Origin of the sequence: Methanimicrococcus hacksteinii (assembly GCF_032714515.1) — an archaeon.
Classification (GTDB): domain Archaea; phylum Halobacteriota; class Methanosarcinia; order Methanosarcinales; family Methanosarcinaceae; genus Methanimicrococcus; species Methanimicrococcus hacksteinii.
Genome location: NZ_JAWDKC010000015.1, coordinates 92,543 through 105,397, shown reverse-complemented (window position 1 = coordinate 105,397; position 12,855 = coordinate 92,543). Strand labels below are relative to the sequence as shown.

At 44.3% G+C, this 12,855-nt stretch carries 13 protein-coding genes; 10 read left to right on the top strand and 3 right to left on the bottom strand.

Annotated elements, in window-relative coordinates; genetic code table 11:
- Positions 1-414 precede the first annotated feature (414 nt).
- Complete coding sequence (locus MmiAt1_RS04895) at positions 415-822, top strand: hypothetical protein (RefSeq protein ID WP_318785773.1); 408 nt, start codon at positions 415-417, stop codon at positions 820-822.
- 187 nt (positions 823-1,009) lie between these two features.
- Here the strand turns inward: MmiAt1_RS04895 and MmiAt1_RS04890 are convergent, their stop codons facing one another.
- A complete protein-coding gene (locus MmiAt1_RS04890) occupies positions 1,010-2,221 on the bottom strand; it encodes an acetate/propionate family kinase (protein ID WP_318785772.1) in 1,212 nt (403 codons plus the stop codon).
- Between the two features lie 143 nt (positions 2,222-2,364).
- The gene (gene pta, locus MmiAt1_RS04885) at positions 2,365-3,360 is read right to left on the bottom strand and encodes a phosphate acetyltransferase (protein WP_318785771.1); all 996 of its coding nucleotides are present in this window, start codon (positions 3,358-3,360) and stop codon (positions 2,365-2,367) included.
- A 549-nt stretch (positions 3,361-3,909) separates the two neighbouring features.
- Between pta and MmiAt1_RS04880 the strand changes: the two genes are divergently transcribed.
- The 8 genes from MmiAt1_RS04880 (at position 3,910) to MmiAt1_RS04845 (ending at position 11,570) form a co-directional block, all read left to right on the top strand.
- Positions 3,910-4,437: a nitroreductase family protein gene (locus tag MmiAt1_RS04880; RefSeq protein ID WP_318785770.1), complete on the top strand. Its 528-nt coding sequence runs from the start codon at positions 3,910-3,912 to the stop codon at positions 4,435-4,437.
- Between the two features lie 174 nt (positions 4,438-4,611).
- Positions 4,612-4,944: a thioredoxin family protein gene (locus MmiAt1_RS04875; RefSeq protein WP_318785769.1), complete on the top strand. Its 333-nt coding sequence runs from the start codon at positions 4,612-4,614 to the stop codon at positions 4,942-4,944.
- A 496-nt stretch (positions 4,945-5,440) separates the two neighbouring features.
- Entirely contained in the window at positions 5,441-6,724 is a 1,284-nt protein-coding gene (locus MmiAt1_RS04870) for an anhydromevalonate phosphate decarboxylase (RefSeq protein WP_318785768.1), read from the top strand.
- Between the two features lie 31 nt (positions 6,725-6,755).
- Positions 6,756-7,943: a phosphomevalonate dehydratase large subunit gene (locus tag MmiAt1_RS04865; protein WP_318785767.1), complete on the top strand. Its 1,188-nt coding sequence runs from the start codon at positions 6,756-6,758 to the stop codon at positions 7,941-7,943.
- Positions 7,944-8,348 (top strand): DUF126 domain-containing protein, encoded by a 405-nt coding sequence (locus MmiAt1_RS04860; protein WP_318785766.1) that lies wholly within the window; start codon positions 7,944-7,946, stop codon positions 8,346-8,348. It begins immediately after the preceding gene.
- A gap of 50 nt (positions 8,349-8,398) precedes the next feature.
- Positions 8,399-9,607 carry a TIGR04013 family B12-binding domain/radical SAM domain-containing protein gene (locus MmiAt1_RS04855; protein WP_318785805.1) on the top strand — a complete coding sequence of 403 codons (1,209 nt, stop codon included), beginning with the start codon at positions 8,399-8,401 and terminating at the stop codon, positions 9,605-9,607.
- 317 nt (positions 9,608-9,924) lie between these two features.
- Positions 9,925-10,545, top strand: a complete 621-nt coding sequence (locus MmiAt1_RS04850; RefSeq protein WP_318785765.1) for a hypothetical protein — start codon at positions 9,925-9,927, stop codon at positions 10,543-10,545.
- 275 nt (positions 10,546-10,820) lie between these two features.
- The gene (locus tag MmiAt1_RS04845) at positions 10,821-11,570 is read left to right on the top strand and encodes a hypothetical protein (RefSeq protein ID WP_318785764.1); all 750 of its coding nucleotides are present in this window, start codon (positions 10,821-10,823) and stop codon (positions 11,568-11,570) included.
- Here MmiAt1_RS04845 and MmiAt1_RS04840 read toward each other — a convergent pair.
- Positions 11,536-11,745 carry a hypothetical protein gene (locus tag MmiAt1_RS04840; RefSeq protein ID WP_318785763.1) on the bottom strand — a complete coding sequence of 70 codons (210 nt, stop codon included), beginning with the start codon at positions 11,743-11,745 and terminating at the stop codon, positions 11,536-11,538. The two genes, MmiAt1_RS04845 and MmiAt1_RS04840, sit on opposite strands and share 35 nt — an antisense overlap.
- A 172-nt stretch (positions 11,746-11,917) precedes the next feature.
- On the opposite strand from MmiAt1_RS04840, the gene MmiAt1_RS04835 reads away from it, so the two are divergent.
- Positions 11,918-12,805, top strand: coding sequence for a DUF7714 family protein (locus tag MmiAt1_RS04835; protein WP_318785762.1), 888 nt, complete (start codon positions 11,918-11,920; stop codon positions 12,803-12,805).
- Positions 12,806-12,855 lie beyond the last annotated feature (50 nt).

Here is a 12,855-nt window from a genome sequence, read left to right as displayed (position 1 = left end):
CAAAAAAAGAATGTAAACTATAAATAAATTACCCGTGAGTTTACAATGTCGCACAAAAGGATTCCGATAATGATTTTTAATTTTTTAAAACGATTGTTGTCTTTGAAAAATGCGGTTTTGTTTTGAAGGATTTTCAAACCGTGCCGCTTCGCGCGTGCGGAGTGCCGGCTGCAAACGATATGAAAATATGACGTCATGCCGCAAAAATCGGTAAAAATTCGGTAAAATCGATAAAACGATTCGATTAAATCGGCACACATTAATAATCGGAGAAAATATCTTTTGTCAATATAAAATTTCAAAAATATCAAAAACATAAAAACATCAAAAATCAAAAACATAAAAACATCAAAATCAAAAACATCAAAATATCAAATATCAAATAACATCAATATCAAAAGCCGAGGAATCACGATGAATTTTAAAAAATGCCGATTAGTCAGCTCTTCTCTCCGCAAGTTGGAATACGATTACAATCCGGTCGAAGGCCCCGTCAATATGCAAATCAAAACAGGTGCAAACGCCAAAGTTCCGATCGGCGATTTAAGCAAACCGTGTATCGTCGAGCAAATGATTGAAATCACGGCCGAAAACGGTTCCATGAATTTGAAATGCATCGCTGTGTTCTTTTTCAAAGTGGACGGAACCGGCGAGGATTATGATGTCGAAGAACTTCGAAATTATGTTTTGGAAAACGGAAATCCGATTGCTTACAAAAAGATGACGGAAATCGTCAAATCCGTCACGGGTTTTTCAAATCAGAATCCTTTGGTATTGCCGACATATCAAACGGTATCGAAAAGCAAAGATGAATCAAATTAATCAAAAAAATGAATCAAACTGCCGGGTTATCATTCGCTGAATAAAACCGGGTCCGTTTTTCAATCATTTTAAAAAACGTACGGCCCGCGCGCGGCGGCAGCGCAATTAAAAACAAAAAAAGAAGACGAAGAAGCCCGAAAACTTCTTCGCAATTATTTTTCAAATTTTTCAATAATCAGCTGCCGACTCATTTGTTAAAAGCAAGCATGCTGTTGCTGACCGCCAATTTGGTGTCTCTTGCAATCACCAATTCTTCGTTGGTCGGAATGATTAAAGCGCGCACTTTTGCGCCGTCTTTTGAAAAGTCGACTTCTTTTCCGCGCACATTGTTTTTGGCGGAATCGACTTCAACGCCGAGATAGCCCAGATATTTACAGATTTCTTCACGGGTCTGGATGTGGTTTTCGCCGACGCCTGCCGTGAAGACAATGGCGTCCGCGCCGTTCATGGAAGCGCAGTAGCTGCCGATGTAGCGGGCAACTCTGTACCAATAGGATTCCAATGCCGCTTTTGCCTGTTCGTTGCCTTCAGATGCGGCTTTATCGAGGTCTCTGAAGTCGCTTGAAACGCCTGAAACGCCGAGGACGCCGGATTTTTTGTTCAAAAGATCCAATGTTTCCTGCGCGGTCAGGTTTTCTTTCTGCATAATGAATGTGACGACCGCGGGGTCAATGTCGCCGCTGCGTGTTCCCATGATGAGGCCTTCCAGCGGTGTTAAGCCCATGGATGTGTCAACGGAGCGTCCGCCGTCAACGGCACAAACACTGGCGCCGTTGCCCAAGTGGCAGGTCACGACTTTTAATTTGTCATACGGTTTGCCCAGCATTTCGGCCGCGCGCATGGAAACGTATTTGTGACTGGTGCCGTGGAAACCGTACTTTCTGATTTTATATTTCTCGTAAAGACCGTACGGAATGGCGTACAAATAGGCTTTTTTGGGCATATCGGCATGGAAAGCCGTGTCAAACACCGCCACTTGCGGAACGCCGGGCATGATGTGTTTGCAGGCGCGGATGCCGGTTAAGTTCGGCGGGTTGTGCAGAGGCGCAAGCTCAAAACAATCTTCGATTGCTTTTTCCACTTCATCGTCAATTAAGACGGATTCGCTGAAATGTTCGCCGCCGTGCACGACGCGGTGGCCGACCGCATGGATTTCGTCCATGGATTTGAGCACGCCGTGACTCGGGTCCAAAAGCGCGTCCAAAACAATTTTGACGGCCGCATCGTGATCAGGCATGGGCAAATCAGCTTCATACGTTTTGTCGCTGCGTTCATGCTTTAACTGGCCGTCGATTCCGATACGCTCACAAAGACCTTTGACCAGCAAGGTTTCTGTTTCCATGTTCAATAACTGATATTTCAGCGACGAGCTGCCGCAATTTAAAACCAATACATTCATTTCGTTATTCCTCCAATGTTGGTGTTTTCACACTTGATAATTTGAATTTGATGCCGCAGTCTGTTTTTAGATTCAATCTGTCTTTAGATTCAATCTGTCTTTAGATTTACAGACTGCATTTCGCATTTCGCACTTTCGCACACTTATTCCGTAATAGCCTGAACAGCCGTAATTGCTGCCACGCCGACGATGTCTTCGGCAGTGCAGCCGCGGGAAAGATCGTTGACGGGCTTTGCAATGCCCTGAGTAATCGGACCGTAGGCTTCCGCTTTTGCCAAGCGCTCCACCAATTTGTAACCGATGTTGCCGGCATCCAAATCCGGAAACACAAGCACATTAGCATTTCCGGCAACGGGACTGTTCGGCGCTTTCTGTTTTCCGATTTCGGGGACGATTGCCGCATCCAGCTGGAGTTCGCCGTCCATCAGGATGTCGGGCGCTTCTTCCTTTGCGATGCGCACGGCTTCCGTTACTTTATTCACGTCGGGATGCTTGGCACTGCCTTTTGTGGAATGGGAAAGGAAAGCGACTTTGGGTTCCGCTTGGACCAATTTGCGGAAGGATTCCGCGGCGCTTTGAGCGATGGCTGCCAATTCTTCGGAATTCGGGTTTTGAACGAGACCGCTGTCGGAGAAAATGAAAACGCCGTCTTCGCCGAAATCGCAGTCCGGAACGACCATGACAAAGAAACTGGAAACCAATTTCACGCCCGGCGCGGTTTTGAGAATCTGTAGACAGGGGCGAAGCACATTCGGCGTCGAATTCACGGCGCCTGCGACCATGCCGTCGGCGATTCCCTCTTTGACCAGCATGCAGCCCAAATACAAGGTGTCGTCTTTAAGCAAAGCGGCGGCGTCTTCTTTGGTCATGCCTTTGTCTTTGCGCAGGTCTGCCAGTTTGTCGGCAAGACTGTCCATTTCGGCATAATTTTCCGGATCAATGAACATTGCTTTGGAAAGATCCAATCCGTCGGCTTTGGCGAGAATTTCGTCTTTGCTGCCGATTAAAATAATTTTTGCAATGTCTTCGCGTAAAATCATATCGGCTGCGTTTAAGGTACGCATGTCGCCGGTTTCGGGAAGCACGATTGTTTTGCCGGCTTCTTTTGCGCGCTGTTTAATGCTTTTTAAAAAATTCATAGTCTTTTCTCTCCTCAGTATAATTATTTCAAAAATTTCAAAAATGATTCTAAAATTTGATGTGAATCACGTAAACCACATAAACCGCAAATATCGATAATCGATAACAGTTTCACGGTTTTGGTTAAAACATATTGAGCATTTTCTCCTTTCGCTGCGCGGCCCGTACGGTACCGCTTTTCCAAGTGGGTTATTGATATCTTATCTTGGGTTTGATTGCTCAAAGAACAGATTTAAAAATGGTATACATTGCATGAGGAATGCAGTTTTTCGTTTTTGATTTTTGTTCCGTTTTTCTGATATTGTTCGTTTTTCCCTGATGCGACAATATCTTGTCACATTACGTCTCCCGCGACGGTAAACACCGGTCGGTGCGGGTATGTAATGAATGTATGTGTAAATCCGTCTTTCTTATATAAACATAATTGTAGAAAAACAAAATAAATGACAAATGCGGATTCTTATTCCGCCGAAAAAGCATAACTTCATAAATATAAAATTCTTCTTTATTTTGTTTTATTATTTCAAATCAAAAAAGGAGATAAAACGATGGAAACATTAGATGCCCTTACAAGCAGAAAAGCCGTACGCAAGTACAAAAAAGAACAGATTAAAGATGCCGAACTGAACACAATTCTCAGCGCCGGCGGCATTGCACCGGTCGGACTCGGAGATTATAAATCCATTCATTTCACGGTCGTTCAGAACCGCGATCTTTTGAGCAAAATTTCAAGCGCCGTTAAAGCCGCCGTCCCCGGAATGGAAGCTCCCGATCCGATTTACGGTGCCCCGACTTTGATTATTATCTCAGCCGCGCCGAATGAAAGAATGCCGACAATCGGTGATTTCAATGCCGCCTGCATTCTCGAAAACATATTGGTTGCCGCAGCCGACATGGGTGTCGGAAGCGTTTTCATGCTGTCCCCGACACTTGCTTTTTCGGATGAATCCCTGCTTTCGGAATTGAAAATCCCTGCCGGATTTAAGCCGCTTGCAACCGCTGCCTTCGGTTATGCCGACGAGCCGGTTTCAAAGAAAGAATTGAAAAACCCGTATGAAACAACAATTCTTCGCTGAAAAACCGTTTTTCGGTTTTTCATTTTTAATTTTCAATATTAAGTTTCAATATTAAGCTTCAATTTAATTTTCAACATTAAGTTTCGATTTAATTTTCAGCATTAAGTTTCAATTTAATTTTCAATAACAAAGATTTATAAAACAGCGAAAGAATCTTTGTATCGGAGGCATTTTATGACAATTACGGAAGCAACAGCAGACACATGGGACGAACTCATCTCAAACAAAGAAAAGCCCGTCATGACGATGTTTTATATGGAAACTTGCCCGCACTGTGAAAAAATGAAACCGGTTTTTGCCGACCTCGACAAAAAATACGGCGATAAAATTTCATTTGTCCGCATCAATGCGATGGATTATCTGGACATCACCAAAAGATACGGCATTGTTGCGGCACCCGGATTTAAATTCTTTAAAGACGGCAATCTGCTTAACGAAGACAATCCGGTTTTAAACGCCGAGCAGCTTGAACAAGTTGCAAAAGATTTGGCAAGCGGAGAATTGTAATTCTAATTATAATCTTCTCCATTCTTTTTTTAATTTGTATCATTCAGACATTTAACAAAAAAGATAACAAATGACATCAAATAGTTTTTATATTTTGAGAGAGTAGTACAATTGTCTTACAATCAGCAATTCAAGAAATTCATGCCATGAAATTCATGAATTGTTTTCAGCGCCAAAAGCGGTGAGGATTGTACGGCAACGCACAGATGTCGAACAACTTGCAGCACAGCAAGAGCAATAAAGATAGTTAGTAATTTTTTAATCATTGTTTACTCCTATTTTATAGATAGTTAAAAACCTCGATCCGATCGGTTTTGTCTGAAGTTTTTATTCAGGGCTTCTGCAAAATCAATCGGACAACAAATGTTTCGAGTTTTCTGCTAACGCGGAAAACTCCCGATTTTTTAACAATGGCCTGAGTCATAACCCGAATTTTATTTTTGAAATCGGTAAGCAACCTTTTTATTTACATACCGCTTTTTCAAAAGCAGATACTATGAGTTTCCGCGGTTTTATTGATGATTTAAGAAAAAACGGGCGTCTGACCGAAATCGACCGTCCCGTTTCGAAAGAGTACGAAGCGCCGATTTTGGCGCACGAAAACAAAGGTCCTGTTTTTTTCGGCAATATTAACGGTTCCAAAGCGATTATGAACCTGCTCGGCAGCCGCGAAGAACTCGGCGCAATGCTCGGCGTTCCCAAAGAAGAAATCATTCAGCGTCTGGCAGACATCACGCCCGACGGCGAAGTTGTCATTGTGAAAGACTCGCCCACAAAAGAAGTCGTTATCGAAGAGAAAGACGTTGATTTGTTCAAGCTGCCGATTATGAAGCACTTTGAAAAAGACGGCGGCGAGGGATACATTACGGCCGGAATTGTCGTTTCCGAATACGACGGCGAAAAGAACGCCTCCATTCACAGATTAATGGTCGTTGACAAAAACACGCTTGCGGCAAGACTTGTGCCGCCGCGCCATACCTATGTGATTCACAAAAAGGCATCCGAAAAAGGCGAAAAATTGCCGGTTGCAATCGTTCTCGGCGCAGATCCCGTGATTACTTACGCAAGCACCACACGCGTGCCGCTCTCCAAAGAATTTGAATACGCAGCGGCGCTTCGCGGCGCGCCCGTTGAATTGTTTGAATGCGCAAACGGCATCAAAGTGCCGCACGCGGAATATGTTCTCGAAGGCTACCTTGACCCCGATGAGCGCGTGCCGGAAGGGCCGTTCGTTGACATTACGGGAACGTACGATCACATCCGTCCCGAGCCCGTTATTAAAATTACCCGAATTTATCACAGAATTGATCCGATTTATCACGGCATCCTGCCGGCCGGCGCCGAACACCTGCTCATGATGGGCGTTCCGTACGAGCCGAAAATTTACAAAGCGGTCGGCGAAGTCACCACCGTTTCCAATGTCGTTTTAACGGAAGGCGGCTGCTGTTACCTGCACGCCGTCGTTCAGATCAAAAAGCAGACGGAAGGCGATGCAAAGAACGCGATGATGGCCGCGTTTGCCGCGCACACCAGTTTAAAACATGTGGTTGTCGTGGACGAAGACATTGACATTTTCAATCCCGACGATGTCGAATTCGCGATTGCGACGCGCGTTAAAGGCGATATGGACACAATGATAATCACAAACGTTCGCGGGAGCTCACTCGATCCGCGCGGCGCGCCCGACGGCACGACTTCCAAAGTCGGCGTGGACGCGACAAAAGTGCTCGCGCACAAAGAAGATTTCGAGCGCGCAAAGTTTCCCGAATTGAAAAAGTGATTTGATTTCAGAAAGCGAGAGGGAGACAAATATGTATCTGACCAAAGAAGAAGAAAGAATGCTTCGCGGCGAAGACGGCGAAACGCTTCGCAAAATGATTGAAATTCTCGCTGCGCTCGGCGACATTTACGGCGCGGACGCGCTCATTCCGATTAAAAGCGCGCAGGTGTCGGGCGTTTCTTACAAAACGATTGGGGACGCCGGCATTGAATGGATTTCCGATTTGAAAGGAACCGTCAAAGTGCCAACCGTTCTCAATCCGGCCGGCATGGACATGAACAATTGGGAACGTCTCGGAATTGACCCGAAATTCGCGGCCAAACAGATTGAAATTATCAAGGCGTTCGGAAGTCTCGGCATCGCGCCGAAATGCACGTGTACGCCTTATTATTTGAGCGGCTTCGATGTGTCTTACAAAGATCATTTGGCGTGGGGCGAGTCCTCGGCCATTTCATATGCGAACTCCGTTCTCGGCGCGCGCACCAACCGCGAGGGCGGACCGTCGGCGCTGGCGGCGGCGCTCGTCGGGAAAACACCGGACTACGGGTACCACAAAACCGAAAACAGGAAACCTGATATCGAAGTTGTTGTTGATTTTGAGACGCTCGGCTCTGATTACGGGGCGCTCGGCTTTGTGGCGGGCAAAGTCATCGGCAGCAGAATTCCGCTGTTCCGTATGAAATCCGTTCCGTCCAAAGACGAAATGAAAATGCTCGGCGCGGCGATGGCGGCGTCCGGTGCGGTTGCGCTTTATCATATTGACGGCGTGACGCCTGAAATGACGGATCCCGAATTTGTTTATGAAAAGCCGGCTGAAAGCATTTCAATTGAAAAGAAAGACATCGACGCGGTTTATGAAGCGTCAAACGCGCTGACGGACGGAAACGATATTGTGACAATCGGCTGCCCGCACTGTTCCAAAGCTGAATTGGAACAGATTGCATCTCTTTTGGACGGCAAAACCGTTGTCAAAGAGTTTTGGGTTTTCACATCGCGGGAAATTGCCGAACAGAATAAAGCGCTTGTTGACAAAATCGAAAAAAGCGGGGCCAAAGTTGTCTGCGACACTTGTATGGTCGTATCTCCCGCAGCGAATTCTTATAACTGCATGATGGTGAATTCCGGAAAGGCGTATGCGTATGTGCCGAGTATGTGCGGCATCAAAGCGACATACGGAACGGCCGAAGCCTGCGTCAGGGACGCGACGGGGGAGATTTAAATGAGCAGAATCATTAAAGGACGGACAATTGCGCGCGGCGAAGCGTCGGGAAAAGTTTTGATGACGAAAGATCCGATTTCGTTTTTGGGGAATGTCAATCCTGAAACGGGGGAGATTGTTGATCCGGCGCATGAGCTTTTCGGCGAATCCATTACGGGAAAAGTCTTGGTTTTTCCGCAGGGAAAAGGTTCTACCGTCGGCTCTTATGTGATTTATCAGCTGAAAAAGAACAACAAAGCGCCTGCAGCCATCATCAATTTGGAATGCGAACCGATTGTCGCGGTCGGCGCAATCATTTCCGAGATTCCGCTGATTGACAAGCTGGAAACGAATCCGTATGACGTTTTAAAAGACGGTGACGATGTTTTGGTCAACAGCGCGGAAGGATTTATCGAAATTTTGTAATTTTTTTGTAATTTGTTTGTATCAGATTTGTAATCGGCGGTCATTTGAAAATGAATTTGAATTCGAAAAACGGTATGCAAAGTCAATTCGCTTCAGATCTTCCGATTCATTTCCGCTATTTTAAGAAAAATACTTACAGTTATTCGGCATTGATTCCGGTTCTTCCCGGCGCGGATTTTGTCAAATCTCCGGCTCAGGGAATCATGCTTTACAGTTTTTTTACAAACCAAAAGAAAGACGTTTTTGAAGAGGTTATGACGGCACGCGCCGACGGAATTTCCGCATTTTTCATTGCCGGCGGTCCGCATCCGTCGGGGGCGCCGCCGGAAACGCTTCAGTATTTTGACGCGGCCGTCATCGGCGAAGGCGAGGAGACGCTTCCGGCACTCGTTTCAAAGATTATGGAGAATAATCGAAACGGAACGGATTTGAAATCGGGACTTGAAACGATTCCGGGAATCGCCTTTAAAGATAATGCGGGAAACCTCGTGACGACGCCGAAGCGGGAAAATGTTTCATTGGACAGCTGTCCCTGTTTTTCGCCCGACAATATTTGGCGTCCGCTTGAAATCTCGCGCGGCTGCCCGCACGCCTGCAAATTTTGTCAAACGCCGCAGATTTTCGGGCATCGGATGCGCCACCGGAGTGTTACCGAGATTGTCAAATATGAGGGGTATTACGATGATCTGCGGTTCATTTCGTCAAACGCTTTCGCATACGGCGGAAACGGGGTAACGGCAAAGCCTGAAAAGGTCAGGGAGCTGCTGTCATCTTTATCAAAACTTGAGAACAAACGCATTTTTTTCGGCACGTTTCCGTCGGAAGTACGGCCGGAATTCGTCACGGAAGAAATGATTGATATGGTCCGCTCGTATTGCGCGAACGATTCGCTCAGCATCGGCGCGCAGTCCGGAAGTGATGCGGTTTTGAAAGAAATCGGACGCGGACATTCTGCCGAGGACGTCTATACAGCGGCCGAGCTTTGTTTTTCAAACAATATTACGCCGATTGTCGATTTTATTACGGGTTTTCCGAGTGAAACGGCGGAAGATCAGCAAAAAACGCTGGAAATGATTGACTGGCTTTGTCAAAAAGGCGGGGAAGTGCGCGCGCATTATTTGACGCCGCTGCCGTCAACGGCGTACGAGAATGTGGCGCCTGCAAGTGTTCATCCGGACATCTGCAAAAAACTCGGCAAGCTTGCGCTCGGCGGCAAACTGAAAGGAACGTGGGAAAATCTGACCGGCAAAATCGAGTGATTTTCGACAATAAGCGGCTTTTTTACGACAATAAGTATACCAAAAATATATATAAGACAAACTATATAATTATCTAATGAATGGAAACATATTAATATACTGCTTCCATTAAATTAGCGCGCCGAGACATTATAAAGTTCATTGACCTTTGTTTTAAATGTTATCATTTTGAATAAACGTTCATCCTTTTGGTGCCGACGGCGATTAATTCGGCAATATTTCATGCGGTGATCGCAATTTTATTTATTGCCAATTCAAAGATAAAAAATAAAAATGTAATATTTGTAAATTTGTAAAAAATTTTAGGAGTCATAATTATGGATTTCGATGTTATTACATCCAGCCTTAAAAAAGGATGGGATGCATTTATCGGCAACATTGTTGCCTATATTGTCGGCTTAATTATCATGATCATCGGATCAATTTTGATCGTTACAGCCGCACCGTTAATGTATGGCATGTACTATATGGTCCTCAAAGGCCTTCGCGGCGAGAAAGTTGAAATCAAAGATATTTTCTACGGTTTCTCTTCCGTCAGCATGTTTATCAGAAGCTGGATCGGCTTTATTGTTTACATCTTGATCATCGTCATCATCGGTTTTATTCTCGGCTTCATCGGCGGCGCAATTTCCGCAGCCACAGGCAGTGCAGCCGTTGCATCCTTGATGTCCTTATTGATTTTGATCATCACATACATCATTGAAATTTTCGTGTACTACTCTTTGTACATTTACGTGATGACACCTTCCGAAAACATCATTTACGCAATGAAGGAAAGTATCGGTGTCGGCAAATCAAACATCTTGACTGTTTTGATTACCATCATCCTCGCCTCCATCATTTCAATCCTTGTGATCACAGCACCGCTCGGTATGTTGTTCGCAGCAAGTGTTTTGAAGGAACTGAACCCGGGTCTGAAAGACGCATCCGCTCAGTAATTATAAAACATTATTTACGAAAACCGATTCAGAGTCTGTTTTTCAGGCTCTGAATTTTTTTTGGAAACCCATTTATATAAAAATATTTACTTACAAATTTGTAAATAAATTGATGATTACATAATTAATAAAACAAAAATCAAATTAAAACAAAAATCAAATTAAAATAAAAATCAAATTGAATAAAAATCAAGTTGAAAAATCAATATCAGTAATCGTTAATTAAACAATAAATTAAATATCCCCCAACAAAAAACAATTCACAGGTGTTCACTATGGAATTCGGTCTTTTATTCGACGGCTTGAAAAAAGCCTTCCAATCTTATATTCACAACATTGTCGCGTATCTCGTCGGTATTATTCTTTTCCTGATTATTTCGGCCGTTGTTTACTTTATCGGCTTCGGCGGTGATATTCTCGCAGTTTATGAAGCGCTTATAAACATGAAGTTCGGCACATCTTTCGTGATCATGATTCTGACGGTCCTGATCGGTTATTTCATTTCCGCGCCGCTGATGTACGGTATGTATTATATGGCGATTAAAGGAACGCGCAGCAAGGATGTCAAAATCGGCGACCTGTTCTACGGTTTCAAATCCGGCAAAGCTTTTGTCAGAAGTTTGATTTACGTTTTGGTTTATGCCGTCGTTATCGCAGTCGTCAGCCTTATTGTCGGCGTTCTCGTCGGATTAATTGCCGGCGCGGTTTCTTTGGCAAGCGCTTCCGCCGCCGCAGCGATTGCAGGTGTTTTAACTTTCATTCTGATGCTTCTTGTTGAAATTTTCTTCTTCTTCACGATTTACGTTTACGTGATGACGCCCGGAGAAGGTTTCTTCTACGCTTTAAAAGAAAGTTTCCGCATCGGAAAATCCAACATCATCATGACTCTTTTAACGATCATCATTGTTTGGATTATTTCCATTTTCGTGATTACCATCCCGCTCGGATATCTTTACGGCGCTTACATGCTTAAAGAACTGGACCCGTCCATTAAAGACGAATCCGGCATGGAAGATGTTGTCTGATCCGAAAAAAGTTTACACTCGGCTCTGCTCTTTTTGAGCAGAGTTTTTCCTTTTCATTTTTTCCGATCATTTCTTTCATTTCTCCTTTCATTTCTCCTTTCATTTCTCCTTTCATTTCTCCTTTCATTTCTCCTTTCATTTCTCCTTTCATTTCTCCTTTCATTTCTCCTTTCATTTCTCTTTTCGTTTTTCCTTTTGTTTCTTCCTTTCATTTCGCGTATTTTTTTGTTTTTTACTTTTGTCTTTTTTTCTTTGAGATTTTTTTCATTTCTTTAAGACTTTCCGATTTCGTCGGTTTCTGTAATCTTTTTATAGTCTCTTTTCATCTTAGAGAAGAGGAATTTTCAATGATTTTTCCGAAAGAGTACAAAACAATCGGGTGGGCGGAGGCCGGCAAAACGACTTCCGACGAGCAAAAAAGAATCTATTTTTTATCGGAATACATTCTTGAAAAGACAGCCGAAGGCTACAATTTGTATGAAGTCGGAAACGAAGGCGACGGATTTATCCGAAAGCCTTCGGGTTCAAAATTGATTGCGGGCGCCGATGAAATTATCGTCTGTGAAGAAATGATGAACATCAAAAACCGGACTTTTTTAATTCAAACCGCTTCAAAATTAATCGGCGCCGAAAATGAAACGCGGAAACAGGCGTCCCGAAAACAGGCGACTACGGTTGTTTTCACGGGCATTGACCGGCATTTGACATTCGTCAAGGATCCCGATCTTTCGGAAATTTTGGAAATTGAAGTCATCGACGTTGTTCCTCCGGAACCTGCGTGGCTTGCGAACTGCATCAAGCGAATGGACGCCGCCAATCTTTTCGGCGACCTTCAGATTTCTTTGACGGAAAAAATCGCGGACCTCTCCGTTTATCAAAGTGATAAAACCATTTACCCTTGTCATTCTTCCGGTTTGGCGGGAAAATTTTTGGATTCTGACCGGATTGACGAAACCGAAGACGGCTGGACTTTGGTCGGCTGCGACACGTCCAAAAAGATTGTTGAAACGATTTATCCGAATTTGAAATACGAATTTATCGATATGTGTCCGATGCGGTCAGACCTGACCAAACCCGAAAAGCCGTTTATCATGCGGTGCTGCAAATCCGAAAATTCGGGAAAAATGATTCAAATCAACGGGCAGAAGGGCGTTATCGTTCATTGGGGCGCGGGCGAATGGCAAATCGCCGAAAGCGTTCGAAAGCTGGCATTTGAACTTCGAGAAAACGACTAATGAATAATTTTATAAAATTTGCTTCATATATTGTATTGTTCAATATTAAA

Bases quoted from the DNA above. Each gene is read 5' to 3' on its own strand.
- MmiAt1_RS04880 (WP_318785770.1), top strand. From the start codon at position 3,910: ATGGAAACATTAGATGCCCTTACAAGCAGAAAAGCCGTACGCAAGTAC.
- MmiAt1_RS04855 (WP_318785805.1), top strand. From the start codon at position 8,399: ATGAATTTGAATTCGAAAAACGGTATGCAAAGTCAATTCGCTTCAGAT.
- MmiAt1_RS04835 (WP_318785762.1), top strand. From the start codon at position 11,918: ATGATTTTTCCGAAAGAGTACAAAACAATCGGGTGGGCGGAGGCCGGC.
- MmiAt1_RS04875 (WP_318785769.1), top strand. From the start codon at position 4,612: ATGACAATTACGGAAGCAACAGCAGACACATGGGACGAACTCATCTCA.
- MmiAt1_RS04840 (WP_318785763.1), bottom strand. From the start codon at position 11,745: ATGAAAGGAGAAATGAAAGGAGAAATGAAAGGAGAAATGAAAGGAGAA.
- MmiAt1_RS04845 (WP_318785764.1), top strand. From the start codon at position 10,821: ATGGAATTCGGTCTTTTATTCGACGGCTTGAAAAAAGCCTTCCAATCT.
- pta (WP_318785771.1), bottom strand. From the start codon at position 3,360: ATGAATTTTTTAAAAAGCATTAAACAGCGCGCAAAAGAAGCCGGCAAA.
- MmiAt1_RS04865 (WP_318785767.1), top strand. From the start codon at position 6,756: ATGTATCTGACCAAAGAAGAAGAAAGAATGCTTCGCGGCGAAGACGGC.
- MmiAt1_RS04850 (WP_318785765.1), top strand. From the start codon at position 9,925: ATGGATTTCGATGTTATTACATCCAGCCTTAAAAAAGGATGGGATGCA.
- MmiAt1_RS04890 (WP_318785772.1), bottom strand. From the start codon at position 2,221: ATGAATGTATTGGTTTTAAATTGCGGCAGCTCGTCGCTGAAATATCAG.
- MmiAt1_RS04895 (WP_318785773.1), top strand. From the start codon at position 415: ATGAATTTTAAAAAATGCCGATTAGTCAGCTCTTCTCTCCGCAAGTTG.
- MmiAt1_RS04870 (WP_318785768.1), top strand. From the start codon at position 5,441: ATGAGTTTCCGCGGTTTTATTGATGATTTAAGAAAAAACGGGCGTCTG.
- MmiAt1_RS04860 (WP_318785766.1), top strand. From the start codon at position 7,944: ATGAGCAGAATCATTAAAGGACGGACAATTGCGCGCGGCGAAGCGTCG.